28 protein-coding genes and 1 tRNA gene are annotated in these 24697 nt (G+C 64.9%); 6 read left to right on the top strand and 23 right to left on the bottom strand.

What is annotated here, in order from left to right:
* The first annotated feature begins 205 nt into the window (after window positions 1–205).
* From ACT54L_RS02150 to ACT54L_RS02135, 4 genes are all read left to right on the top strand, one after another.
* Window positions 206–1867: an OFA family MFS transporter gene (locus ACT54L_RS02150; protein ID WP_476083889.1), complete on the top strand. Its 1662-nt coding sequence runs from the start codon at window positions 206–208 to the stop codon at window positions 1865–1867.
* A gap of 275 nt (window positions 1868–2142) precedes the next feature.
* Complete coding sequence (locus tag ACT54L_RS02145) at window positions 2143–5379, top strand: hypothetical protein (protein WP_476083888.1); 3237 nt, start codon at window positions 2143–2145, stop codon at window positions 5377–5379.
* Window positions 5380–5573: 194 nt separating this feature from the next.
* Window positions 5574–6254, top strand: a complete 681-nt coding sequence (locus ACT54L_RS02140) for a potassium channel family protein (RefSeq protein WP_476083887.1) — start codon at window positions 5574–5576, stop codon at window positions 6252–6254.
* A 183-nt stretch (window positions 6255–6437) separates the two neighbouring features.
* A tRNA-Arg gene (locus tag ACT54L_RS02135) sits at window positions 6438–6514 on the top strand.
* A gap of 143 nt (window positions 6515–6657) precedes the next feature.
* Here the strand turns inward: ACT54L_RS02135 and ACT54L_RS02130 are convergent.
* The 22 genes from ACT54L_RS02130 to ACT54L_RS02025 form a co-directional block, all read right to left on the bottom strand.
* On the bottom strand, window positions 6658–7953 hold the full coding sequence (locus ACT54L_RS02130) for a hypothetical protein (protein ID WP_476083886.1): 1296 nt from the start codon (window positions 7951–7953) through the stop codon (window positions 6658–6660).
* A gap of 162 nt (window positions 7954–8115) precedes the next feature.
* A complete protein-coding gene (locus tag ACT54L_RS02125) occupies window positions 8116–9978 on the bottom strand; it encodes a phage tail tape measure family protein (protein ID WP_476083885.1) in 1863 nt (620 codons plus the stop codon).
* Complete coding sequence (locus tag ACT54L_RS02120; protein ID WP_476083884.1) at window positions 9978–11576, bottom strand: terminase large subunit; 1599 nt, start codon at window positions 11574–11576, stop codon at window positions 9978–9980. The genes ACT54L_RS02125 and ACT54L_RS02120 overlap by 1 nt, the downstream gene beginning before the upstream one ends.
* Entirely contained in the window at window positions 11545–11949 is a 405-nt protein-coding gene (locus ACT54L_RS02115) for a phage terminase small subunit P27 family (RefSeq protein WP_476083883.1), read from the bottom strand. The genes ACT54L_RS02120 and ACT54L_RS02115 overlap by 32 nt, the downstream gene beginning before the upstream one ends.
* A 114-nt stretch (window positions 11950–12063) precedes the next feature.
* Window positions 12064–12393, bottom strand: coding sequence for a head-tail adaptor protein (locus ACT54L_RS02110; protein WP_476083882.1), 330 nt, complete (start codon window positions 12391–12393; stop codon window positions 12064–12066).
* A complete protein-coding gene (locus ACT54L_RS02105; RefSeq protein WP_476083881.1) occupies window positions 12390–12791 on the bottom strand; it encodes a DUF3168 domain-containing protein in 402 nt (133 codons plus the stop codon). Before ACT54L_RS02105 ends, ACT54L_RS02110 begins: the two co-directional genes overlap by 4 nt.
* The gene (locus ACT54L_RS02100; protein WP_476083880.1) at window positions 12788–13018 is read right to left on the bottom strand and encodes a hypothetical protein; all 231 of its coding nucleotides are present in this window, start codon (window positions 13016–13018) and stop codon (window positions 12788–12790) included. Before ACT54L_RS02100 ends, ACT54L_RS02105 begins: the two co-directional genes overlap by 4 nt.
* 2 nt (window positions 13019–13020) lie before the next feature.
* The gene (locus ACT54L_RS02095; RefSeq protein WP_476083879.1) at window positions 13021–13362 is read right to left on the bottom strand and encodes a hypothetical protein; all 342 of its coding nucleotides are present in this window, start codon (window positions 13360–13362) and stop codon (window positions 13021–13023) included.
* A complete protein-coding gene (locus ACT54L_RS02090) occupies window positions 13362–13823 on the bottom strand; it encodes a phage tail tube protein (protein ID WP_476083878.1) in 462 nt (153 codons plus the stop codon). Before ACT54L_RS02090 ends, ACT54L_RS02095 begins: the two co-directional genes overlap by 1 nt.
* Window positions 13824–13826: 3 nt before the next feature.
* On the bottom strand, window positions 13827–14219 hold the full coding sequence (locus ACT54L_RS02085; protein ID WP_476083877.1) for an HK97-gp10 family putative phage morphogenesis protein: 393 nt from the start codon (window positions 14217–14219) through the stop codon (window positions 13827–13829).
* Window positions 14220–14275: 56 nt separating this feature from the next.
* Window positions 14276–14569 (bottom strand): head-tail connector protein, encoded by a 294-nt coding sequence (locus ACT54L_RS02080; RefSeq protein WP_476083876.1) that lies wholly within the window; start codon window positions 14567–14569, stop codon window positions 14276–14278.
* Window positions 14562–14903 carry an HNH endonuclease signature motif containing protein gene (locus ACT54L_RS02075; protein ID WP_476083875.1) on the bottom strand — a complete coding sequence of 114 codons (342 nt, stop codon included), beginning with the start codon at window positions 14901–14903 and terminating at the stop codon, window positions 14562–14564. The genes ACT54L_RS02080 and ACT54L_RS02075 overlap by 8 nt, the downstream gene beginning before the upstream one ends.
* Entirely contained in the window at window positions 14903–15163 is a 261-nt protein-coding gene (locus ACT54L_RS02070; protein ID WP_209101591.1) for a spike base protein, RCAP_Rcc01079 family, read from the bottom strand. The genes ACT54L_RS02075 and ACT54L_RS02070 overlap by 1 nt, the downstream gene beginning before the upstream one ends.
* 229 nt (window positions 15164–15392) lie before the next feature.
* Window positions 15393–15800 carry a hypothetical protein gene (locus ACT54L_RS02065; protein WP_209101592.1) on the bottom strand — a complete coding sequence of 136 codons (408 nt, stop codon included), beginning with the start codon at window positions 15798–15800 and terminating at the stop codon, window positions 15393–15395.
* Between the two features lie 25 nt (window positions 15801–15825).
* Window positions 15826–17385, bottom strand: coding sequence for a phage major capsid protein (locus ACT54L_RS02060; protein WP_476083874.1), 1560 nt, complete (start codon window positions 17383–17385; stop codon window positions 15826–15828).
* Window positions 17385–17621: a hypothetical protein gene (locus ACT54L_RS02055; RefSeq protein ID WP_476083873.1), complete on the bottom strand. Its 237-nt coding sequence runs from the start codon at window positions 17619–17621 to the stop codon at window positions 17385–17387. The genes ACT54L_RS02060 and ACT54L_RS02055 overlap by 1 nt, the downstream gene beginning before the upstream one ends.
* Window positions 17618–18946: a phage portal protein gene (locus tag ACT54L_RS02050; RefSeq protein WP_476083872.1), complete on the bottom strand. Its 1329-nt coding sequence runs from the start codon at window positions 18944–18946 to the stop codon at window positions 17618–17620. Before ACT54L_RS02050 ends, ACT54L_RS02055 begins: the two co-directional genes overlap by 4 nt.
* Window positions 18947–19087: 141 nt before the next feature.
* Window positions 19088–20560, bottom strand: coding sequence for a YfjI family protein (locus ACT54L_RS02045; RefSeq protein ID WP_476083871.1), 1473 nt, complete (start codon window positions 20558–20560; stop codon window positions 19088–19090).
* Window positions 20560–20994 carry a hypothetical protein gene (locus ACT54L_RS02040; RefSeq protein WP_476083870.1) on the bottom strand — a complete coding sequence of 145 codons (435 nt, stop codon included), beginning with the start codon at window positions 20992–20994 and terminating at the stop codon, window positions 20560–20562. Before ACT54L_RS02040 ends, ACT54L_RS02045 begins: the two co-directional genes overlap by 1 nt.
* A gap of 215 nt (window positions 20995–21209) precedes the next feature.
* Window positions 21210–21461 carry a hypothetical protein gene (locus tag ACT54L_RS02035; protein ID WP_476083869.1) on the bottom strand — a complete coding sequence of 84 codons (252 nt, stop codon included), beginning with the start codon at window positions 21459–21461 and terminating at the stop codon, window positions 21210–21212.
* Window positions 21461–21964, bottom strand: a complete 504-nt coding sequence (locus tag ACT54L_RS02030) for a hypothetical protein (protein WP_476083868.1) — start codon at window positions 21962–21964, stop codon at window positions 21461–21463. The genes ACT54L_RS02035 and ACT54L_RS02030 overlap by 1 nt, the downstream gene beginning before the upstream one ends.
* A 265-nt stretch (window positions 21965–22229) precedes the next feature.
* Entirely contained in the window at window positions 22230–22553 is a 324-nt protein-coding gene (locus ACT54L_RS02025; protein ID WP_476083867.1) for a twin-arginine translocation signal domain-containing protein, read from the bottom strand.
* Between the two features lie 84 nt (window positions 22554–22637).
* Here ACT54L_RS02025 and ACT54L_RS02020 point away from each other — a divergent pair, with 84 nt between their 5' ends.
* Together ACT54L_RS02020 and ACT54L_RS02015 are read left to right on the top strand one after the other, a co-directional pair.
* Entirely contained in the window at window positions 22638–22883 is a 246-nt protein-coding gene (locus tag ACT54L_RS02020) for a helix-turn-helix domain-containing protein (protein WP_476083866.1), read from the top strand.
* A gap of 43 nt (window positions 22884–22926) precedes the next feature.
* A complete protein-coding gene (locus ACT54L_RS02015) occupies window positions 22927–23214 on the top strand; it encodes a type II toxin-antitoxin system HicB family antitoxin (protein ID WP_476083865.1) in 288 nt (95 codons plus the stop codon).
* A gap of 5 nt (window positions 23215–23219) precedes the next feature.
* On the opposite strand, the gene ACT54L_RS02010 is transcribed toward ACT54L_RS02015, so the two are convergent.
* On the bottom strand, window positions 23220–24461 hold the full coding sequence (locus ACT54L_RS02010; RefSeq protein WP_476083864.1) for a tyrosine-type recombinase/integrase: 1242 nt from the start codon (window positions 24459–24461) through the stop codon (window positions 23220–23222).
* Between the last annotated feature and the right edge of the window lie 236 nt (window positions 24462–24697).

Below are 24697 nucleotides of genomic sequence, written 5' to 3'. Positions count from 1 at the left end.
ACGGCGCTTGCGGAAGGTGTCCCGGACAAAACGCAGAAAAAACCGGAGGACACGTCCGCAAAAGCCCCGCTTCTCCGCGTTCCCGGCCGTCATGGCCGGCGCGGACGCGGAGCCGGCATTCACGAAAGCTCAATCGTGCCCCGCGCGGCTTCAGGCCGGCGGCGCACGGCATCAATCACATCGAGGGCACTCTCGGGGGAAACGCATGACTGCTGGTATCGAGACCTATCACGGCGCGGCCAAGGAGGCTGGGCTTCTGGACCGGGAGCGCATCATCGCCCGTCCCGGCTTCAACCGCTGGATGGTGCCGCCGGCCGCCTTGGCCATCCACCTGTGCATCGGAATGGCCTACGGCTTTTCCGTCTTCTGGCTGCCGCTGACGCGCTCGCTGGGCGTCTCCCAGTCGGTGGCCTGCGCCGACCTCACCTTGGTGGGCGCCCTCTTCACCCGCAGCTGCGACTGGCGCGTGGCGGATCTCGGCTGGATCTATACCCTCTTCTTCGTGCTGCTGGGCTCCTCCGCCGCCATCTGGGGCGGCTGGCTGGAAAAGGCCGGCCCGCGCAAGGCGGGCGTGGTGGCGGCCCTGTGCTGGTGCGGCGGCATCGCGCTCGCGGCGCTGGGGGTCGCCATCCATCAATTGTGGCTGATGTGGCTGGGCGCCGGCGTGATCGGCGGCATCGGCCTCGGCCTCGGCTACATTTCCCCCGTCTCAACCCTCATCAAATGGTTCCCCGACCGGCGCGGCATGGCCACCGGCATGGCCATCATGGGCTTCGGTGGCGGCGCCATGATCGGCGCCCCGCTCGCCAACCTGCTCATGACCCATTTCCGCACCGCCGAGACGGTGGGCGTGTGGCAGACCTTCCTGGTGATGGCGGCGGGCTATTTCGTCTTCATGATGGCCGGCGCCTTCGGCTATCGGGTGCCCCCGTCCGGCTGGCGGCCGGAAGGCTGGACGGCGCCGGCCGCCAAGTCCGCCCTCATCACCCATCGCAACGTGCATCTGCGCGATGCCCACAAGACACCCCAATTCTGGCTGATCTGGGCGGTGCTGTGCCTCAACGTGTCCGCTGGCATCGGCGTCATCGGCATGGCCTCGCCCATGCTCCAGGAGATCTTCGCCGGCCGCCTCATCGGCCTGCCGGACCTCACCTTCAATCAGCTGGACGCCTCCCAGAAGGCGGCCATCGCCGCCATCGCGGCGGGCTTTGCGGGGCTGCTGTCGCTGTTCAACATCGGCGGCCGCTTCTTCTGGGCCTCCCTGTCGGACCGCATCGGCCGCAAGAACACCTACTACACCTTTTTCATCCTCGGCATCGCCCTCTATGCGCTCGCTCCCACGGCGGCGCACATGGGCAGCCAGGTGGCGTTCGTGGCCATCTTCTGCGTTATCCTGTCCATGTATGGCGGCGGCTTCGCCACCGTGCCGGCTTATCTGGCCGACATTTTCGGCACCCATTTCGTGGGCGCCATCCATGGCCGGCTGCTGACCGCATGGGCGACCGCCGGCATCATCGGCCCGGTGGTGGTGAACTATATCCGCGAGGCGCAGCTCAATGCCGGCATCCCGCGGGCGCAGGTCTATGACTTCACCATGTATATCCTCGCCGGCATGCTGGTGCTGGGCCTCCTGGCCAATGCCCTGGTGCGTCCGCTGCCGGAGCGCTGGTACATGAGCGAGGCGGAGGAAGCCGCCCTCCAGGCCAAGAGCGCGGCGGCTCATAAGGGTCCGTCCGGCTCGTTCGGCATCGGCCGGGGCGGGCTCGACCTGAAGGCGGCGCTGGCCTGGGCGGCGGTGGGCATTCCCATGCTGTGGGGCGTGTGGATCACGCTGCAGAGCGCCGCCATCCTGTTCCGCGCCGGCTGATCCCAGCGCCGAGCGGTCGGGCGTGCCCGGCGGCGCGCCCGACCGGAGCATGTGCAAGCGACGGGGGGATCGGCGCGCGTGAAGAAAATGCGCTGAAGCAAGGAGACAGAGCGCTGCGGCGGCGGGGGAGGGACGTTCTCTCCCCCCGGGGCCTGTAGAACCTCATCCAAATGGGCACGAAAAGACCGGTCATTCCCCACCGGAAGGTATGGGGTAGCCGCCTTCCCGAAAGCTCCGACCGCTAAGGTTGCGTCTGCGCGGGAAGAGATAGAAAAATGACCACCCTCAACGTCAATCTCACGTCCAGCTTGCAGACGACGCTGCAGCAGCAGGGCATCTGGGCCTATGCCGTCTATTTCGACGGCGCATCCCCGGTCTGGAACCCGCTGGTGGAAAATGGCGTGCTTCAGACCACGGCCGGCGCGCTCGACATTGCCCTGCCCACCAGCTTCAACGGCGGCAAGGTCTATTTCCTGATCCAGAGCCAGGATCCCTCGCAGCCCTATGATCTGACCACGCTGATTACCGGCGAGCAGAACATCAATTGGTCGAGCGCTCAGAGCTACGACTTCCGCTACGACAGTTTCGAGGTCTCGCTGCTGAGCGCGCCCGGCGATGCGGGCAATCTGACCTCCGTGGAAGGCTTCGGCCTGCCCATGTCGGTGGGCATCACTTATTCCAACGGCACCAGTGCCTCGGTCGGCTATGGCATCACCGGCAGCGCGGTGTTCCAGCAGATCGCCGCCATCGATGCCTCAAAGACCTATGTCTATGACTATACGTCCGGGCCGCTCTCCGGGGACCACCGGGCGGGCATCTCGCCCTCGCAGGCGGTAGGCCTCACGCCGCCCAATCCCGCCTTCCAGGCCTCCGACTGGGACGCCTATATCCAGAGCCTGGAAACCACCTCCGCCGCTTCCGCCGTCACGCTGGCCGGCTATTTCAACGGCGGGGCCGATGCCAATGGCATCTATCACAACGAGGCCTTCTTCTCCTACCAGCTGCAATGGGACGCGACGCAAAGCGTCTTCTGGCTGGCGCCCACGGCCAGCAGCAATGTCCAGGGCTATATCAAGATCACCCCCGACAATCTGGCGGATAGCATCTATTCGACGCTCGGAACGGTGGAAATCTATACCAACCAGACCGACGCCACGCCTTACCAGATCCTCGGCAGCACCTCGCCGGAGATGAACACCGGCCTCAACAACCAATGGGGCGAGGTGCTTACCCAGTTCCTGACCGGTTTCACCGCCGGCTATTACGCCACCGCCGGCGCCTCCCCCAATTCGGCCGTGACCACGCCGGTCGACCTCAATGCCAATTGGAACTGGGACCCCACCTACGCCTTCGGCCACAACCTGACCTCGGCGCAGCCGGTCTATATGGACCCCTATTCGCAGATCTATTTCTATAACTCCAATTCCTACGGGTCGGGCTATTCCGACAATCTGATGCGGCAATACAGTGTCGGCGGGCCTCTCATCTCGGTGTGGGATTCCCAGCTCGGCACCGATGTCACCACCATCGCGCTGACCATCTTCGACGACACCGAGCAGCCCACCGGCTATACCACCCCGGTCCTCTACAATTACATCGCGCCCGTCGGCGGCAGCTATGGGGTGCCCACCTATAGCGGCGACGGCACCAATGTGGTGATGACCTTCGCCAACCAGGAAATGGTGCTGGTGGAGGACACGCCCATCGTGCTGCGCATCTATGCCGGCATGAATGCGGGGGTGGCTCAGTGGCAGGATGTGACGCTCCAGGCCGCATCCGGCGTCTCGCTCTGGCAGAACTGGAACATCACCTATGACGCCGGCGCCGGCACTTATGCGGCGAGCCCGGTCTCCGGCTCATCGCAGCCGGTGGGCACGCTTCTGGTGAACAACCTGCCGAAGCCCGAGACTGGGACCGCCTGGTATCAGATCGTGGTGGGCACGGGCGCGGCGGCCAAGACCTATAACCTCTATGCCAATGTCACCGGCGGCGAACTGGAAAACCCGGCCTATGCGGGCCAGGAGGGGAGCCTTGCCATTGATGGCCTGGCACTTGCCACCCCCACCGCCTCCACCGCGCAGACCATTTCCACCTTCTCCATCAGCTTCCTTTATGGCGCCTCCACCTCGCTCGATGCCGCGCTGCTGGAGCAGAACACCGCAGGGACCTATGTGAGCACCCGGCCGGTGCCCTTTGCCCCCGTGGCGGGCACGCTCAGCGGCACGGTCTTCACCGCCGCGCCGGACCAGGACACGCCCACCACCAATGCCATCACGGTGTCCGAGGGGGCGATCGCCTTCGGCTGGACCGGTACCAACACCGCCGCCGGCACCCCTTCCTGGATCTCGGGCTACACCAACAAGGTGGGCGCCCTGAACTGGGGCGTGCTGTCGGTGGTGGAAGCCGGCGGCGGCACTCCCTTCGCGCCGCTCGGCGCGGCGGCCGACATCGACGGGCAATGGATCTCCGCCGCCGCGACCCTGGGCAATGGGACCTATGCGGTCACCATGACCGAATATGCGCAGGCCGATACCGGCTTTGCCACCCCGCTCGGGCCGCAAAGCACGGCCCTGACCTTGACCGTCGCTTTGTCCGACCTGCAGGTCCAGGCCACCGCCGGCCATGGGCTGGCCCTGTTGGACGATGCTTCCGCCACCGCCGGCAATTGGCTGCGCTTTGCCGTGCAGGCCTCCAGCCTGCCCCAGTCCACCAGCGTGCTGCTCTATGTGGTGAACGCCCAGGGCGAGCTGGTGGCGCGCGATGGCCACGCCGGGGCCGACGTGACGCTGGACGACGCCGTGATCGGGACGCTGGGTGCCGCCGTGTCCGACACCGGGGCCACATTGTTCAACGGGTCGCAGATGGTCTATCTGGGCCTTGGCCAGGAATTGCGGTTCGCCCTCCAGACCGGCGCCAATGCGGTCGATGTCACGCCCGCCGTGTCCGCCACCTCCACCGGGGCGGGGAGCGTGGCGCTCCAGGTGGGGGGCGTGCACCTGTCTGCCATGGTGGAGAACACCTTGTCCGACGGGGCGGAACTGGCCACCCCGCAGCGTGCCTCCAACGAGGCTCTGACCTATCTCACCCACGGCGCCACGCTGGAGGTGGACGTGGGCGGCAGTTGCGCCAACACCAACCAACTCGCCTTTGTGAAGATCGACGTGAACCCGGCGACCGGCGGCTGGAGCGTCGGCGGGGTAGAATATGGCGACACGCCGGAGTTTCACGCCGCGGTGCTGGCCAGCCTTGATGCGGGCTATCTGGCCCAGCATGGCGGCGGCACCTTCCAGGCCTCTTCTGCCTGGACCGTCGCCGGCTCCGACGGCTATTACGCCCCGGTCCTCGTCACCCCCTCCGGGCAGGTGTTCCTGCCCGGCGCGGGCAATGCGGGCGGGCAGGAATACATCCACATCTTCGGCGAGAACACCTTCGGATTTGAGGATCTCAGCGCCGCCGAGGGTTCGGACTTCGACTATAACGACATGGTCATGCGCCTCGTGCCCCACATCTGAGGGGCAAGGGGCGCGTTCGGCCCGGGCCAACCGGGGACGGTCGTTTGGTATAGAGCAGTTCCTGCGAAAGGGGATGCCGGGTTCGCGTCGGAATTGGGTTGAAACAAAGAGTTGGCGCACGTTTGGTGAAGGGGAGTTCACCGAAACTGCTCTATGATGCTGGAATCGACAGTCCAGCGGACCGGGCGGAGCGAATGAGGGTCGTTTTCAGCGTTTATCGGCATTTCTACATCAAGATGACCATATTGATGCTGGGGTCCATCCTGGTCTTCCCGGCCATCGAGAATATCAGCAGCGGCGTTGCGGCCCTCACGCTCCTGGATCTCGCCATGATGCTTCTGGCGATTCATATGGTCTCCACCGGCTCCGTGCGCCGGCGCTGGCACCGCATGCCCCTGGTTCTGCTCGGCGTGGCCGCGGTGGTGCTCGATCTCTACGCGGTGTTTTCCCCGGAGCGCAATTTCCTGCTGCTCTCCTCGCTCTTCTTCTGCGGCTTCGTCCTCTTTGCCATCTACAACATGCTGAAATACGTCCTGTCGCCCGGCCGGATCACGCTCGACCGCATCTTTGCATCCCTGACCGCTTATATGACCATGGCCTTGTTCTGGGCGCTCATCTATCGCGCGCTCTATGTGCTGGAGCCCCGGTCCTTCCGCTTCGACAGCACCATCGAGCGGGCCACCGTGCCCTTCTACGATTTCCTCTATTTCAGCTACGCCACCATCACCACCACCGGCTATGGCGACATCGTGCCCAATTCCCACCAGGTGCAGTCCTTCGCCATCGTGGAGCAGATGGTCGGCGTGCTCTATGTGGCCATCCTGGTGGCGCGCCTCACCAATCTCTACGCCCCCGACGCGCCCCCCGCCGACTGACCCGTCCCCCGCCGCCCCTGGCTCCGGCTTCGATGCCCGCCGCCGCCCATCCTCCCGCCGCTCCCGCAAGCCATCCTGCCCGCCCCATGCGGTCCCCCCGCCCCTGTGCACGGCCAGGCCCAATCCTTCTCCCCCGGATTGTCAGGCGCCGGCCGATGGGGTAGGAGAGGCAACATCGACTAGGCACCCGTAGCTCAGCTGGATAGAGCGTTGCCCTCCGAAGGCAAAGGTCGCACGTTCGAATCGTGCCGGGTGCGCCAGTCTTTTCAATCACTTAGATGCTTCGCTTCTTTCTGCTTCCGACCAGCAGGAAGCACATAGGAAGCAAAGGTGGGAAATTCCCACCGTTCCGGGCGACACAAACTCCGAACATGGGGCGCGCGGCGAAATTCCCCACCTTCGCCTAGCTATGCTCGATCACCGCAGCATAGAAGTTGTCGCCCGCCGCCGCAGTGCCGAGGAAGCTGATCTGATTCGAGTTGGTGGCGTTGGCCCTCACGTTGTCGGCTGTGTTCACCCCCGTTATGCGCCAATCCGTGTTCAGCGGTGTGGTGTTCACGCCCACCGGCCGGCAATAGTTTTCGCCGTTCCAGTTCAGCCCGAAAATGACGATGGGCGGTGCGCTGATGTTGGTGGACAAAGGGATATTTCCCGCCGCAGCGCCTGGCAGGAAGGCCTTGTACACGCGGTCTTTGACGTGAAGCACCGAGCGATCCGTGCGCAGCAAGAGGCTGCTTTCGTCGGCTGTCCGCACATCGATGTTCTTCTGTGAGATTTTCAGTACGCCATCCTTGAGCTCTACCCTCGGCGTTGGGGCGAGGTCAGCGCCAGGGACATAGGTGCTGTCGTAGTCGAGAATGGTCCAGTGCAGCGGATCCGCAGTGCCGCCGCCGGTCAGCTCGAAGTGGATGGTGTTGTCGCTTCGCCATCCGTACTCGCTGGTGGCGATGGCGCTTGCATTGCCCAGGCCCCAAGGCTGGGTCGCGCCGCGCATTAGCACCGGCGGCCGATGCGGATAGCTCCGCGCGGTGACGATTTCCCCCACCAGATGGTTGGCGAAATTGCTGACTCTCACATAACCCGACGCCACCCCGCTTTCGGCCACCTGAAGCATGGGGCGAAGCGTGGACAGCGTCAGATCGTCGTCGCCGCAGGTGAGCACGTTCGCGCCGCGTCGGGAAATGTAAAGGCCCGAAGGTCTGGAGGGGTGGTTCCCCATGATCATCGAATTGCCGCCTCCCATGTCTAATTCCCGGGGGTCAGCGCCGAAGATCGGCTTATTGAAAACGTAATATGCAAATTTAGAGGCCGAATAGTTATCGGACGGGCTTGTCATTCTGATGTAATTGGGGGATGTGCAAACGCATGCCGGCATATATCTTTTTAGATATACCAAGTCTTGGAAGGAGTTCTTTATATTATAGTCAACCTTCCAGGCCAGGGCGAGCGGTGCAAATGGGAGCGTGGGGAATGACACGTCCGCTGTAAAGCGACGATAGCTCCCATATGTGCGGAGCGTCACGCTCAGGTCGCCCGTGTCATAGGACATTTTGTGAACGCCCAGGATCTCGGACCACGCGCTATCGAACACCAATTGCTCGTTGGTCAGATCCAGGTCCGTGACGTCATAGCCGGGTTTGGAGAACCGCACCCGGCCGATGCCATCGAACTTTCCGATGATGAGGCGCGGTGTACTCATTTCGGATCGCTCACGATAAGAGTGAAGCCCCTGGCTAGGTCGATCTCACACCCCGGTCCGGGCCGGATAAGGATGCCGAGCTTCTCCAGATCATCGGCACTTGGCATCGTTTCTGCCTGCGGAGCTGGGTCGTTGGTGCTGTTGGGTAATTCCGTCATCGTTTCATGTCCTCTGTCCACGGATTGAGCGGGAGCGCGCTTGCTCGATGATGCCGGGCATCTGGCGCACCAGTTCGCGGGTCGTCTGTTGCAGCATGGGCGCCACCAGGGTGCGCACCTGATCCTCTGTCATCGAGGCCCCGCGCGCGTCGATCTGGAGCACCGGCGCCACCGTGATCTTCTGTTGCGCAGCCGGCGCACCGCCTCGCAGGTCAACCGGGATGCGTCTTCCGTCCGGCAGGGGCACGGCGGCTTCCGGGCCCGCCTCGCCGAAGATGGCCGCCGTCCGCGACACGCCGCCGTTGGCGTAGCGCTTCAGCCGGCGCGGCCCCTGCGCCGTCATCACGCCACCCTCGGCAAAGCCGAACATGGAGAAGAGCGAACCGATCAGGCCACCCGCCTTGCCGCCGGAAGCAGCGGAGCCGAACAAGCCACCCAGCGGGCCGTCCCCCAGAAGCGCGGCTTGAAGCACCAGGTCGGCGAGGCGCTTGGTGATGTTGGCAAGCGATTCGCCCCAGCTTTGCGTCCCGTCGATCAGGCCGGAAATGGTGCTGGAGGCGATGTTGCCCAGTTCCTGCTGTGCCTGATTGAGCCGCTGCTGATCGGCATAGGCCGTTTCGAGCGCGGCCGAGAGGGTGCCGTATTGCTCGGCCAGGTCATCAAGCTGCTGCGTCTGTGCCGGCGTCAACGTGATCTGCATCCGCTGCGCCTCGGCAATGGCCTGTTGCTTGAACCGATAGGCCTCGGCCGCCTGCGTCGTCATGCTGAGCGCGGCCTGTTCCGTCTGGAGGTCGGCGATGCGCTGCTGTGCCGCCGCCTGGAGGTCGGCATAGCCACGCTTCAGGGTCTCGCCCGCGCGCTTGACGTTGCTCAAATCGCCTTGACCGGCGAGCCCAGCCGGGCGGGGCGTGGGTAAGGGTACGGTGGCGGAAGCGGTGTTTCCAGAGGGCAAGCCCACGTCGAAGGTGGTGGCGCGGGTGCGAGGCGTGGGCTGCGGCTGCGCCTGCGACGATGCGGGGGACCGCTGCGGCAGTTCGTCGGGCGTCGGAAGGTGCTTCTGCATCTCCTGGAGAAGCTCGATAATGCCAAGGATGGCGCCCTTCACCTTGGTGCCGATGGTGGTGGCGAGCGCCTGGAAGCGCCGGTCTATCTCTTCGGCCCGCTTCACCATTTCAGCGTCCAGCACGGCGCCGGTGTCGCGCGCCTCTTGCCGCATGCGTTCGATGCTGTTGCGGCCCATTTCCAGGAAGCGCACGAATTGCTCTCCGCCGGTGCCGCCGAATATCTCATCAGACACGCGGATCTGCGAAGCCTTGTCCAGGTCGCGAAGCCGCTCGATCACCTCGCCGAACAGGGCGGCCGGGTCTTTCAGCTTCTTCTTGAGCTCGTCCGCCGTGTAGCCCAGGCGCTGGAAGGCCTCCGCGCCGCCGCCGGCGCCGGTGACAATGAATTCGTCCGCGCGAAGCTGCATCTCCTTGATGCCGTCCGTCAGGCCGTCCACGCCAACGCGGGCTTGTTCCGCAGCGAACTTGAGTTCCTGGAAGGCCTCGACGCCAAGTCCGGCGCGTTTGGCTTCCGCGCTCATCTCAGCCACTTCGCTGACGGCCTGCTTGATGGTGGTGAGAACGCCCGCGATACCGGCGCCACCGATTCCGACTGCGTTCAACCCCGCAGAAAGGCCCGCCGCCAGCCCCTTGCCAGCATTGGCCATTGCGGCTTCGAGGCGCGGCGCGGATTCCTGCGCCCGCTTTTCGATGGCTCGCAGGTTGTCATTGGCGATCTTGCGGCCCTTCGCCATGTTCTTTTCGAAGTCGCGGATGCGGGCTTCGAGCGCGACGACAAGGCGTTCCTCTGCGGCTGCGGCCATCACATCACCATGAGTTCGGGCGACCAGTCGTCGCTATCGTAGATGGAGCCGCCTTCGCCGAAGCTGGCGCGGCCAACGGCCATGGCGCAGGCCACGGCGCCGTCAATGCGGTCGCGGCTCTTGCCCTTGTTGAAGAAGAGGTTCCCGGCGCTGTCCTTCTGGGTCGCGATGTTGTCGAAGTTCCACCGCAGCACCGGGTTGCCGCCGTGCGTGAAGCGCCGGCCGAGAATGGCGCGCTCCAGTTCCTTCACGGCCGGTGCCATGGTCACCCAGCCCTGCCGCATCTCGACGGCGGGAAGGCCGTCCTCCAGGAGGTTGTTCAGGGTGTTGCGCGCCATGTACGGATCAAAGGCGATCTCGCGCACCTCGAAGCGCTGGCAAAGGTCGCGCACCACCGTCTCGACGTGGCGATAGTCCACCACGTTGCCAGGCGTGGGCGTGATGAAGCCCTGTTCCGCCCACGTGGGATAGGGCACGCCGTCCCGCTCGGCCCGGGCGCGAAGGTTGTCCTCGGGACAGAAGAACCAGGGGTGGACGAAATAGCCGTCTTCCCCGTCGCGCCAGGCGGCCACGATGCAGGTGAGGTCACCCGTGGAAGACAGGTCCACACCAAGCCAGCACGGCGCGCCTTCTAGCGCCTCGAGGTCCACCGGGCCGGCGCCGGCGTCATAGACGGCCATATCCACGAACGGATCGGCCGAGTGATCGAGCCAGATGTTCAGGTTCAATTGCCGGAAGGCCTCCCGGTCGCCAGGGCGTTCCTTCGCCTCCCGTGCCAGTTGCCGCAGGCCAGCAATGTCGGGATAGCCGTGGGCAAGGCCCGGATTGACGGCGCGCCACACGGCCTCGTCCGTCCAATCGCAATCGCGATCCGCCTCGAAGAGGATCGGCAGGCAGGAGGGATCATCGATCTCGCCGCGTGCCACCTTCCGGGCATAGTCGATGATGTCCCACGCGATGTTCTCCTGTCCCCGGCCGGCGGTGGTGGCCACCACCAGGAGGGAACCGGGCGTCTTCACAAGGCCGGACCGGAGCACATCCCAGAGGTCGCGCTTCTTCCACGCGTGCAATTCATCGGCGAGGACAAAGGCCGGCGTGCGCCCGTGCTGCGTGCCGGCGTCACAGGAAATCGCCTCATAGAAGCTGGCATGCCGGGTGCTCACCAGCCGGTTCTTGTAGTCCTGGAGCGCCGACACCTTGGACACCGCCCGCGTGGCGCGCACGATGCCAACGGCCTCCACATAGGCAAGCCGGGCCTGCTTTCGATCCGCGGCCGCGCTGATCACCTCGCCGCCGGGGACCCGTTCCGGTCCCACCGTGTGAAGCAATGCCAGGGCCGCGGCGAGCGAGGTCTTCCGGTTGCCGCGTGGCAGAAGCATGGGGACGGTCTTCACGATGCGCGTGCCGTCCTCGTGGCGCGGCCCATAGATGCGGCGCACGATGCGCTCTTGCCAGGGATCGAGCCGGAAGGCGTGGCCGGGGACGGTGCTCTTGGGGTGCTTCAACGCCCGCAGAAACCGCACCGCCCGATCGCCATAGCCGAACGGATCGGGGATCGGCGAGCCGTCAAAGATCCAGGTCGGGTGCGTCTTGGTCATCATCGTTCCTCACGGCGGGGCGCGAGCGGCTGGCCGGCGTCAAGCCGAGCTCGGAAGCGATCTGCCGCGCCTGCGTCATGCCATCGGAGCGGATCGCAACGGCCGGGTGCTTCTTCGGCCCGGTCGCGCTCATGTAGATAAGCCCCTCTTTCGCGATGATCCGGGAGGCCTCGGCCACCAGCCCCACGGCGGTGCAGTAGCTTTCGAGCATGGCCAGGTCCGCCACGGTCAGCGTCCGGCGCTCGTTGATCAGGATGGGCGCGACGCGGCGCCATTCGCCCTTCGCATCCCTCGACAACCAGGCGGGAGGCGTCGGAAGGCTCGTCACCGGGGAGGAACCGGGGAGGGTCTCTTTCGGCTTGCGGCCCTTCATAATGCTTCCTCTGTTACCGTTTGGGCCTGAAAAGGCTGTGAGGGCTCCATCACGCGCAAAACCCCTCCGCCGGTCCCCAGGCCACTCGGGCAAGTCGGCAACCACCCCCCGGGGTCAGGCTGGCGCCGTGGCGCCGCTGGCGACGGTGCGGATGTCCAGGCCCTTGCGGCGGCCGATCTCCTTGAGCTCCTTGATGTCGTGGGCGATGCCATCGGAGAGCACGCGGTCCTTCACCGTGAGCCCGTCCAGCCAGCGCACGCGGAAGACGACTGCGGCTTCCCCCTTGAAGCCTTCGCCCTTGAGGTATTCCGTTGTGCTCGCCTGGATCTTCTGCGCTCGCAGGGTGGCGATGGTTGCCCATGTGGCCGTCACCTGTCCGAGGTCATCGCGTTCCTCGGTGAAGCGCTGCACCGTGATGATGCGATCAAGGCTCCCGGCTTTCATGCTGTCACCTCGACCAGGCTATCCACGGTCACGACACCATGGGCTTCTTCCTCATCACGCATGAAGCGGGCAGAGGCGATCACGGCTGATATGGCGCGATAGCCCGTGGCGAGCGTAAGGGGCTGGTGCTCCACTGCCGATGTGATGGCGCCTGCGATGGCACGGGCTTGCGGCATGGCCTTGGCCCAAACGTGAAGAGTGGCATAGACGCGCCGGTGGTTCGCAGCGAGGGTGTTCGCCTCCCTCACCACTTGCCCTTCTCCGATCAGGATGGAGGGGAAGCGGGCAGGCGTGGGCAGGCCGTCTATGATGTCCGATGCAGGGACAAGGGCCGTCACGTCGGTGGTGGCCGTGAGCCTGGCGATCAAGGCGCGCTGCAAGGCGAGGTCCGGTGTCATGGCTGTTCGCCCTTCACCTTGGTGGTTCCGCGCATGCCGAGGATGCCGCGCACCTTCCGGCCAAGGGGCACCTTCTTCTCAGGCCCGCCGAAGATGGATTGCAGGAGCTCGCGCCGGCCGGTGATGGCAAGCTCAAGCTGCGGAATGGGCGTCCCCAGCACCACGGCAGGAGCCCACCCAAGCCAGCCCGTGCCCATCTTGAACAGGTGCTCGAAATACTCGGCCATGGTCACACGCCGAAAGGGGCGTCGCCATTCCCGACACCCTCCTCAGTATCGGAGAGGGGCTTCCCGCCGTTGGCGAGGCGGATCACGTAGCCGATCAGGTCGGGCGTGAGCCCCACCAAGCCGGTGCTGAACACCTCTTCCGTGGTGCGGGGCTTCTCGGCATCGGTGCGGCCGAGGCCGTGGTGCACAACGTCAGACGCCGCCTTGAGGTCGTAAGCCTCCAGCTTGGCCAGGAGCGAGCCGAAGTTGCCGTGCAAGGCCGTGAGGTGCAGCGCGGCCCCCAGCGTGGGCGCCAGGGTGGCGGGCGCACCGGCAAGCGTGATGGAGACGTGCCCTTCAAGCATCAGGTCGCCTCCACTTCCAGGATCTCGGAATTGATAGCGATCTGAAACACCACCCGCGTAAGATCATCCGCGCCGGAGAAGTTGACCTTTCCAGACATGATGACTGCGCGGGCGTAAAAGACGGTGGGCGTTCCGCCATCAGGAACGTCATCGGCACTGATTTTGATGTTGTATTCGCTGTCGGACTTGGTCGCAGCGAGCATCGCTTTCTGTCCCGTGTCTTTGGGGTCGCGGATGCAGGTGAGCGTCAACATGCCCGCATCGCGCGAGCCCTTGCGGCGCTGGATGCGATTGTCATCCAGGGTACTGAAGGACACTTCAGTGGCTTCGTCGCCGAACTCCCCCAGATCCTCGATCTCATGCACACGGACATAGGTGTCTGCCTGGAACTGCGCGAGGGTTTCGGCGGCGGTGGTGGTGCCGATGTAGAACTTCGCACCTGCGGACGTGCTGGTGGCCATGGATCAAACTCCGGAATTGGCGCCCTTGCGGACGGCTTTGGAAATGGCGCGTTGGATGGATTGGGCGGCCTTCTTTCGGCCCAGGCGGAAGGCTGGCCAGAAGAAGGGCTGGGCCTTGCTGCGCTTGGTCCCGTACTCGACCAAGTGGGGGTATCGGGTGTCGCTGTCGCCAACGGTGATCATCACCATGTTGGCGGGCACGACGGCCTCGCCGCCCGGCTGGGAATAGGGAGGCGTGCTTTTGCCACCGGGCGTCACCGTGATGCTTTCGATCAGGTTGCCGGTTTCGCGGGAGGTCTCTGCCAGCCGCTTCATGTCGGCGGCCACGATCTTGCCGGCGCGCATCAAGGCCGGCTGCGTGGCGGCAATGGCTTCCTTGGTGGCGCCGTCAATCATGGCGTCCACCCGCTTCGCGCTGCTGCCGTATCGCCGTGTCCGAATGCGCGCCATGATCAGAACTCCCACTTGCGATAGGGGCCTATCAGGGCGAACACGCCTTCAGGAACGGGCGCGGCATCTTCGTCATAGAGGTGCCCCACATAGAGGCGCATGGCTTGGGCGATGGCGGCGGGAACCGCGTCTGCCGTCTCGAAGTCATCGAGCGGTCCCACATAGCCCTCGATGAAGTCCCGTGCGGTCTCCACCAGCCGTTCAAGCTTCAGATCGTCGCCATCAATGGTGATGTTCAGCGCGTCGTGAAGCGACGAGATGGTGACGATTTCCAGGGTGTCGATCACGTCAGCCATGGGCGGCCTCGCGCTTCTCACGGGACTGCTTCCATCGGGAATGGCAGGTGGCGCACAGGGGCTGCCAGTTGCTGCGGTTCCAGAAGGCCTTCATGTCTCCGCGGTGCGGCTGGATATGGTCCACCACCGTTGCCGGTGCGCCGCAGCGCGTGCATTTGGGATGGGCCTTGAGAAAGGCCTCGCGCTCCCGGTCCCACTTGCTGTCATAGCCGCGCTCACGGGCCGAGGGCCGGCGCTTGTCCGCCTCGGCCTTCCGGCGCCGCTCGCACGGGCACACCTCGCCAGAGGCGATGCGGTGGCCACAGCCGCAGATGCGAGGGGCGCGGACGGGCATCAGTAGAGCCCCAGGATGTCAGTTGCCGTGGTGGCGGCAGCCACCCGCTTGACGCGAAGCGGGAGGATCGTCCCGGAAGGGACGTTCTTGAGCGTCACCGAGGCGGAATCATCCTTGCCGATCACCACCAGGTCGCCGCCGGTGCCGACATAAAGGGCGCGGGTAGCCTGTGCCAGGTCGGCGTTCGCGGGCGTGATCGCGGCGAGCTTTACGGCTTGGTCGGATACCTGGAGCGCAAAGGAATCGAACGGGTCCATCATTCACCTCGTGTGAGCGGGACGGGGAGGGGCGAAGCATCCGCCCGCCGCCTCCCCTGCGGTCCCTATCCCGGGAATCCGCTTGAGCCCTTGGCCGTCGTCTCGGCTGGTGCTCGCGACCTTTCCCGCCTTGACCCCTCATGGCCGGTTCGCACCGCGGGCGCCGGGGAGGCGGAATTCTCGCTGTTGGGCAGGTCGCTAAGTGCCCTCAAGGTACCGGCGCCCTTTGAAGTCAGGAAACGGGACGGCTCGCCGCGTGGCCGAGGATCGCGACCGCCGCCAGCGGCGCGCTCCCGCTGTTGCCGGCCGGCGTGATGGTGAGCCGCGTGTAACGCTTGTGGCCGCGATAGCCGAGCTTCCGCACCACGCCGTCATTGGCGAAGGTGAAGCTGGCGTCCGCCTCGGTGCCGATCAGGTCGGCATCGGCCACGGCAGTGAAGCCGGAACCGGAGGCGTCCGATTCCTCCAGCAGCACCGTGAAGGTGGCGTCCGCGTCGGCGAGGGTGCCGGTGGCGATCACATAGGCCAGGCTGTCGAAGCCGAGCCGGTCGATCACCGTGCCCACCGCAGCGGTGTTGTCCGACACCACCACCGGAGCGATGACGGCGCGGACGGCGATGTTCGATGCAATGTCGCGCATGTGTGTGTTCTCCTTCCGTCGCCGATCAGCTCACGGCCATCTTGAGCTTGCGCAGGGCCTTGGGCTGGATGACGCCACCGCCCACCCGCCGGGTGGCATGAATGCGCGTCACGCCGTCCGTGGCGCGGATGTAGGGGTTCACCAGGATGGTGAGCGCCACGCGGTCCACGATGCGGTAGCCCGTGGCGAGGTCGCCGAACATGATGGGGAAGGCGTCCGCGGCGATGTCGGGCATGTCCACCGCCTCCACCACCGGGCGGCCGAGGATGGTCTCGGGCTGGCCCGCCTGGAAGCTCGGCTGCCAGAGGTAATTCCCCTGTCCATCCTTCAGCTTGCGGATGACGGCGAGGGTGGTGCCGTTCAGCAGCCAGGAGCCGCGATTACGATAGGCGGCGGGCAGCGCATACATGAAGCCGATCAGCGCATCGGCCGAAAGATTGGTGGCGTGGCCGTTGGCCGTGTAGGCGATGCTGGCATCGGTCAGCAGGCCGGTGGGCTCCAGAACGCCGTTACCCTTCAGGAAGGCAAGGCCTTCCTTCTGGCCGAAGTCTTCGGCGAGCGCGAGGCGCACCTCGGCTTCCGCCTGTCCGGCGCTGTCGGCGAGCAACTGGTTGGAGATGTCCACATAGGTGTTCATCTCCTTGACCGGGATTTCCAGCTGGCCGAACGCGGGTTCGGAAGCCTCGGCCGCCTGCGTCTCGCCCTTCCACTTGGCGTTCGTGATGCCGGTGCGCTTGGGATAGATCACGGACGGTGCGCCCGTGGTGCGCACGCTGGCGACGGCGCGGATGGGGGAGAACTCCACCAGGTCGCGCACGAACTCGGTGCTCATCTCGGCCGGGGCGAGATAGCCGCCCTGCGGGTCGGACGACACCGTGAGGCTCTTCAGCTCTTCGGCGGGCGTGGCGTTGCCGTGGCGCAGATAGGTGGCGAAGGACTTCCGCTCAAGCGTCGGTTCGGCGGGCGTGTCCTTCGTGGCCGGGCGGTTCATCTTCGCTTCGATCTTGTCCAGGCGTTCCGTGAAGGGCTTCAGGTCCACCACCGGAAGGGACTTCACCGCCTTGTCGAGGTCGGCGACCTTCACTTCCAGGGCCGCCGTATCGACTGCGGCGCCGTTCTCATCACCGGGCATGCTGCCCTCCTTCGATTTGACTGAAAGGATGCGGGTCCGGCTGGAAGCCGGATTTCGGACAATGCTGATTTCGTGAAGATCGACTTGAGCCAGCACGCGGGCGCCGGATGCGTCCTTGGCGCTCTTGGTGGCGACATAGCCGATGGAGAGCCCACCCTTCCGGCCGGCGATCACGTCGGCATAAGCGGCGCGGCCGGCGGGGTTATCGAGGTTGAGGCGGCCTTTCACGCGAAGGCCCATCTCGTCTTCCACGACTTCATCCCATGCGCCAATGGCGGGGCCGGCGTGCTCGGCCTTCATCTCAGGCGTGCGCAGCATCAGGGAGGCCTTGAACGCTCCCGGCTCCACGATGTCGCGCACCGCGTCCGCCGGCCGGCCGAAGAGCGAGGCGTATCCCGCGATCTGGCCTGCATCCCCGGCGGTGAAGTTGGCTTTGAACTCAAGGTGCTGCATCAGTGCCCCCTCAGGAGGTCACGGGTGGCGATGCCGCCACGACGAAACTCCCCGAGAACGGCGAGGGCCTCGTCATAGGAGTCGCCATCCCACATGCAGAAGCGAGAGCCGTCCGCCTCCACCAGGTCGATGAAATAGAACGCCTCTCTGCATTTGGACGGCGCCAGGTCGTCCCTGATGAATCCGCCGTCGAGCTCCGCCCGTGAGGCAGCAGGAAAGGGGATGATATTCGTCATGTGGCGCTTCCCTGCGGCGCCGCGGCGCCGGGCTGGTTCGATCCGGTGTTCGGGTTCGCGTATTCCTCGCCGCCGGCGCGGGGCGGCAGGTCCAGCCAGTCGCGGCCCTCGTTCGGATTGAGGACGCGCGAGGCGATCAGCGAGTTGATGGCAGTGGCGCGCTCGGTCAGCGAGGCGCGCGTCAGGTCGTCACGGTCGAAGGCTACGCGGTGCGTGGGGAATTCTTCCGGCGTGAAGAGGGCGCGGCGCAGGCACCCTTCCAGGGCACGGAGCCAGGGCTCCAACGTGAACACGAGGAACTCGCGCCCCATTTGTTCACTGTTCGACCAAGTGGCCCGCGTCAGGTCGTAGAGCATCTGCGGGGGGACGCGGAAGGCGCGGGCAACCTGGAGAATCTCGAAGGCCCGCATCTCCTGAAACTGGGCATCCACCGAGCTCATGGTGAGGGGCGAGTACTCGGCCCCGCCTTCCACGATGGCCGTGCCGCCGGACTTGCCGGCGCCGTGGGCAAGCTGCCAGGACGAACGAATGCGGGCGATGGCTTCCGGCGTCACCCGCTCTTTCAGCGAGAGCACGCCAGAGGGCCGGGCGCCGTTGCCGAACAGGCGCGCCGCGTGGGCGTCAAGCGTGAGCGCCAGGCCGATGCTTTCGCGTGCTAGGGACAGCGGCGAGCGGCCGAACGGCGAGCGCAGGTGGATTGTATCCTGGGCTGGAATCGCACCACCGTTCAGGAAATAGCGGCACGCGCCGGTGCCGCTCCCATCGTCTTGTGCGGTCAGGAAGCCGGGCTGAAAATGAAGGATCTCCACCGGCCGGCCGTTCACACGGTTGACCCAGGCCAAGCCGCCCATGTCGTAAGACAAGGCCTGTGCCGTGAGGTCTCGCAGGAAGGTGAAGCCGTCGGTCCAATCGTTCGGCCCGTCCCGCAAGAGCGCGGCCACCGGATGGTCTGTCACCTCGGTCTCGGTGCCGTCCGGCTCGCGCCGCTTCACGGTGATGTCGAGGCACGCGGCGGCTTCGCTGATCGCCCTCACGGCACAGGAGACGGCAGGGACGGTCAGGGCATTTCCAGGCCCCACGGCCACGCCCGCCGCGGTCTGGGCAGATGCGCCAAACAGAGCGAGCAAGTCGGCATCAGGCGATGCGAGCGACTTGCGTTCAAGTCCGAGGAAGCGGCGAAACCTTTCAAGCATTCCTGAGTGAATGCCTGACAAAATCGGCGCGTCAACAATAAATCGGGCGTCTATCCACCTTATTTGATCGGGATTATTTGCGGAGTTTTCTTTCTGTATTTTGCCGTATACGTGGCGCCGAGGCCTGTGCATAACGTGGGTGCGCCACTGTGCGCGCTTACTTGAAGCCCCCTCGCTACACCGCTACACCGCTACACATTATATAAGTCTCTGATATATAGAATAAAAAAAGAACCGTAGCGGTGTAGCGGTGTAGCGCAGTGGCGACCGCCTTCACCGTGCTGACGAGGAAATTCGAAACCGGCGGGGCCGGCCGGCGTCCTCAATGATCCACTGATGATCCTTCAGGACGGAAACCAGATCGTCGGCAATTGCCTTCGTTCGCATGGGTGTCGGGCCAAACTGGAGGATCTCCCGAAAGCCCACCACCGGCGAGCCCCTCGACTTCATCCAGGACAAAAGCTCTTCGGCCTTCACAAGGCGGTTGTCTGTCTTCGCGGAAGAAGAGAGGCGCAAGGTCTCGTTCAGATACCAGTCCACCAAGGTGATAGCGGCGTCCATCTGCGTCTTCGAGATTGAGGGGGCGTTGATGTCCTCCACAATGGTGAGCACCCCGGCAATGCGCGCGGCGTGCTCGGCCGCCTTGGATGCGAAGTCGCGGATGTCGGCGAACACCTCGCCTTTCGCGCTCCCCTCCTCAACCGAGTTGAAGAAGGACACCCAGGACGCTTTCGCTTCGGTGCTCATGGGCAGCGCGCGGGGCTCCAGTTCGTTCCGGGTGCTTTGGGCGATGGGCCATGGCGCCTCCAGAAGGGAAAGCAGGCGGGCGCCGTAAGCCTGGATCGCGGCTTCATCCTCCGGTGTTGGATCGCGATAGAGGCGCGTGCCGGCGATGCTTTCCGGTGCGGCGATCAGCACGCGGGACAAGAGGCCTTGGTCGCGAAGGACGCCATCGCCGAAGAAGCCGGCGGCAACGTCGGGCTGCATCATGAGGTGCACCGAAAGGCGACGGCGCTCATGGATCATGACGCCATCCGCCGCTCGCAGGCGCTTGGATGGCCTGTTATCCCAAAGCTCGGAAAGGCCCGCCGCCGTCTTCAGCCGGTTTTCGCTCGTCATGCCGGCGCCGCCGGAAAAGGTGCCGCCTTCCGAGGCGAACAGGCCAAGGCTCGCATGGGCGTTGGGCCAGGCCTTCAGGATGCCTTCCAGGGTGGCGTCCGAGAAGGTCAGCATCGGGTGAAGGGGCCGGGCCGGCTCGGGGCCGAGGTCCAAGAGCGCGCCCTTCAAATCCTCAATGCCCTTGTCGGATTCGATGCGCTTGCGCTTCGCATGCCACGCCGCGCTTGAGGCCTGCCAGTCTTCCACGTCCGCGTCGAACTTCTCGCGCAAGGCCCGCTCCCGCTTCCGCAGGGGCCATAGGGCCTCATTGTCGGCGCTCGACTTCCGGTCGCCAGAACCTGCCACCGTGATGCAATAGAGGGAAAGGGGGCGGCATTGGCCGAACGGTAGTTGCACGTCCGCGTGCGCTTGAGCGGCGAGGGACGCGGCGGCAAGCACGGATTGGCCGGCGAGCGCGTCGGGCACACACACCTTGCGGGCGATGCCGCCGGCGCCGCGGGAGAGCACCGGGCCGAGGGCATCCAAGGGAAAGGCCTTCGGCGCGGCGCGGCGCGGATAGAGCGGAAGCGGGCCGGTGGACATGCGGGCCTCGGCTTCGGCGAGCGGGATCACGACACTCTCTTCCATCACGCGGCTTTCTTTCGGTTCAAGGGCTGGCGCACGAAGACCTTGGGCGGTTCGGGAGGCGCGAGGATCGCTTGCAGCTCCTTCGCGTGCGCGAGGTCTTCGCCTGACAGCGGCGGGCCGGTGCGCAAGGTCTTCCAAGCGTATGTTGGATCGAGGATGCAGACGCCGTTCGCCCCGCTGGCGAGCCAGCCGAGCGGCGTCCGATATGCGGCCACGGGGCCGCCCTGCGGCTGGTGGAGCGCGTCCTCGCCAAGGAGGATCGCCTTCGCGGTGAGCCGCGCCCATTTGTCGGGCCGGGCGATGGGCCAGGCGATCACGTCCACCACCTCGCCGAAACCGTCGCGGACCATGAGCAAGAGGGCAGGGACGCCGCCGGGGTGATAGTCCCACCGGCGGCGCGCGAAGAACCGCACCTCGGCCTCGGTGATGATCATTTCGCCAATGACGCGATCAGGAACACCAGCCGTGCGAAGGGATGCCAGAGCTTCGCGGGACGGGAAGGCTTGCGCTGCGGCCTCACATTCAAGGTGACTCGGCAGGGGGGCGAGGCTAAAGTCCGGCGCGGGAAGGGCAGTCCAATCCGACCCATCAGCGTCGGAGCGGGTACCAGCCGCTTCGGCGCTTCTCATCTCAGGGCGCGTGTGTGCGTTCATGCCGTGCTAGCCTGTATTTCGGAAGTGGATTTGATGGGCGCGCCAAGCGTCGCGAGCGCCCATTCGTCAAGCGCGGCCGGTGTGTAAAGCACCCGATGCCCGAACTTGTGAAAGGCCGGGCCGCCGCCCTTGCAACGCTTGATCGTCAGCGTGATCTTGGCGAGGCGCACGCCGTGGACGGCTTCGAGATACTGTGATGCTTCTTTAGTTGTGAGGCGGGTTTTCCGAAGATGGGGCGGGAGTTCCATCACTCTTCGTCCTCCTGGATCGCGCCAACAGTAACGGAAGAATTAAGCGCGTATTTCAGGTCGATCATGACAACCGCCAGATTGGCGCGAGCATTGTAGTTGAGTGAAAATATGCTTTTGGCTGCTTGAGACTTGGACACGGCTCCTGCTGTCCAGATCCAAAACGATTTTGGATCAGCACGATTTGTTCCGATCATCTCGGGCGCCATCATGAAATAACCCTCGTCACCGTCTCGTGCGTTGCTAAAGGCCTGCGCAACATCAGGCGGCACACTTCCGTCCCGGGACAAGCAGAGGCGGAAAATGCGAGCCAACTCGCGAATTGCGCCCACGGCGCATGAAAGGTGGTCGAAGGGGGCCAGCAGCCGCACCAGAAGCAGTTCCTCGTCAGAGTAGACGACAGGGCTGCGCGAGATGGGAATGATGATGCTCTGATCGTGCCAATACTGGACGGATCGGCGCGGAAGAGCCGCGTTCCGGGCTAGAGCCGAGATGGTGTGCATTTTCGTAATTCCTACGTGACGCGTATCAATTACACAATGTGTAACTCTCGGTCAACCCACCCCGCCCGTTCCATCCGCACATCTCGGAAGGTCTGGCCTACCGACACCAGTCCCAGAATTTCCTGGATTGCGATCCGCGCGCGGAGCGAGGTGGGCAAATCCCACTCCGGTCGGGATGATCCGACGCCATTCGTCGGATGTTGCCGCCCGCCCATCCTCAGAAAATCCGAGGATGCCGAGCACTGTCGGATTTTGCGATGGTGCCTCACACCGGGATCCGCCGGTAACGGCTGAACAAGCGCGGCTCGATCTCGACCGGAAATGGCTCGTACTTGCAGAAGTTGAGGAAATATTCCCCTTCGGTGCCCTCCGCCGCCATGACGGTCCACTCGCCGCCGGTCACCCGGTCAGCCGCGTGGCAGAAGTTGAGCCACGCCCTGCGGAGCGCGGCCAGGTCGTCACCGTCCGCCGGCGGGCTTGCCACGGCAGGCACAGCGGCGAGCGCCGCGCCGGCGGCAGCGGCGGTGCCCAGGAAGGACCGTCGAGAAGGCATAGAAGGGGCGTTTGCCCCAAGCGTGTGCTCGGACATTGGTTTGCTCCTGTTGATAAGAAACGCGCTAACTGATATGAAAGCGATCATTAGAGCGCATTGAGCGAATGTCAATCAGGAGATATGAATTTGATCACTAGCGCTCAAATCCGCGCCGGGCGCGCGCTGCTCAGGTGGAGTGCCGAAACGCTTGCGGAACAATCCCGGCTTGGAGTGGCGACTATCCGGCGTGCCGAGGCGGCTGATAGAGTTCCATCGATCACTGAAGCGAACTTGGCCGCGATCCGCGCGGCGCTGGAGGCGGCCGGCGTGATCTTCGTTGCGGAGAATGGCGAGGGGCCGGGCGTGCGATTGAGGAAGAAGGGATAACAAAGAGGCCTTGCCCCGTCTCTCCAGCGCTCAAGAGGACATGATGCGCAACTTCGTTGTCATGGTTCACAAGGACAAGGACAGCGCCTATGGCCTGACCTTTCCCGATCTGCCCGGCTGCACCGCAGCCGCCGACACCTGGGCTGGCATTCCCGCCGCCGCGACCGAGGCGCTCGATCTGTGGTTTGAGGAAATGCCCGAGGTGGCGCCCGCGCCGCTTGAGGAAATCCGCGAGCGGGATGACGTTGCCGCCGAGCTCTCGGCCGGCGCCTCCTTGCTGGTGGTGGCCTATATCCCTGCCACGGCCCAGGCGGGAAATCAGGCGCGTTGATTCCGTCACCGAGCCGGGCGCTTCAACGCATCCGCAATCCGCGCCGCCACCCGATCCGCCGCCGCCACCAGCACCGCGTCCAGATGGTGGATATAGCGGCCTGTCACCGAGCCGGTGGAGTGGCCTAGCATCGCGGCCACGGTGGGTTCGGTGAAGCCCAGGTCGTTCGCTTCCGATCCGAAGGAATGGCGCAGGGTGTGAGGCGTGATGCCTTCCAGTTCGGCGGCCCCCATGAGGCGCTTCCAGAAGCCGGGCACGCCCGCATAGTGGCCGGTGCCGCGCACGGCCGGCAGGACAAACGGATGGCCCTTGAAGCGGGGCAGGGTCTCCAGGATCGCCACCACCGGATTGCCGATAGGGCGCACGCTGGCGCCTTCCTTGCTGTCCTCCAGGCGCAGGCATTGGCCGGGAAGGTCCACCTCCGCCCATCGGAGCTTCTGCACCTCGCCCAGGCGGCATCCCGTGAGCGCCAGGAGGCGCACGGCGGCCACGCCCTGCCAGGGCTCCACCGGATTGTCTGCCGCCTCTGCGAGCGCCTGTCCGAGGCTGGCATATTCATCAGCCGTGAGCCGACGCGTGCGCCGATTGTCCGCAGGCCGCTTCACGCCGCGCGCCGGGTTCATGGGGATGATGCCTTCGGACACAGCGAAGGTGAGGATGCCTCCGAGCAAGCCCACCGTGCGCGCCGCGGTGCCGGCGCCGCCTTCAACAATGGCTTTGCCCCGCAGCTTCTTCGTCTTCACCACAGCGGCCGTCTTGCCTGCGATCATGTCTCGCAAGAAGCGATTGATGTCCGCCGGCGCCAGGTCGCGCACCAGCTTGTTGCCGAGCAAGGGGAGGATGTGGTGCTCGACGCGGCCACGGTCCACATAGAGCGTGCTGTCCTTCTTCGCGCGCCCGCCCTTGCCCATGATCAGGCCGCTTTCGGCCGCCTCCAGATAGCGCTGGCATAGATCCTTGACGGTGAGGCTCTTGCGTCGGGTCATGCGGTCTTCGGCCGGATCTTGGCCGCGCGCCACGTCCCCCAGGATGCCCTTTGCTTCCGCCCGCGCCTCGGCCGGCGTGAGTGCGCCGTGATGGCCGATCTTCACCCGCCGCGTGCGCTTTCCGGCGCGATACTGGACGACATAGGTCCGCTGTCCGCTCGGCCAGATGCGGACGCCGAAGCCGTGCAAGTCGTCATCCCACACGAAGTAGTCCGAGGCCTTCACCTCGAGCTCTTCGACTGCCCGCTTGGAGAGCTTCATGGCCCGTTCCGCCCCTGCTTCCTGTGAGGTCGCCGCGAAGGGCAAATGTCGTTACAGGAAGCATATAGGAAGCACGCGGGCGATAATCAGGCAAATTCCCGGAAGCGACTTGAAATCGGACTAAATGAAAAATCCGTTCCAGATCAAATGCTTATAAATGTTCGGAAGCGAGCCGCAAAAACAGGAAATGCCTCCTGATTAACCCTCCGAAGGCAAAGGTCGCACGTTCGAATCGT

This window comes from Aquabacter sp. DMC10 (genome assembly GCF_056314145.1).
Note: the sequence above shows the minus strand (reverse complement) of the source record. Positions and strands in the feature narration are given on the sequence as shown.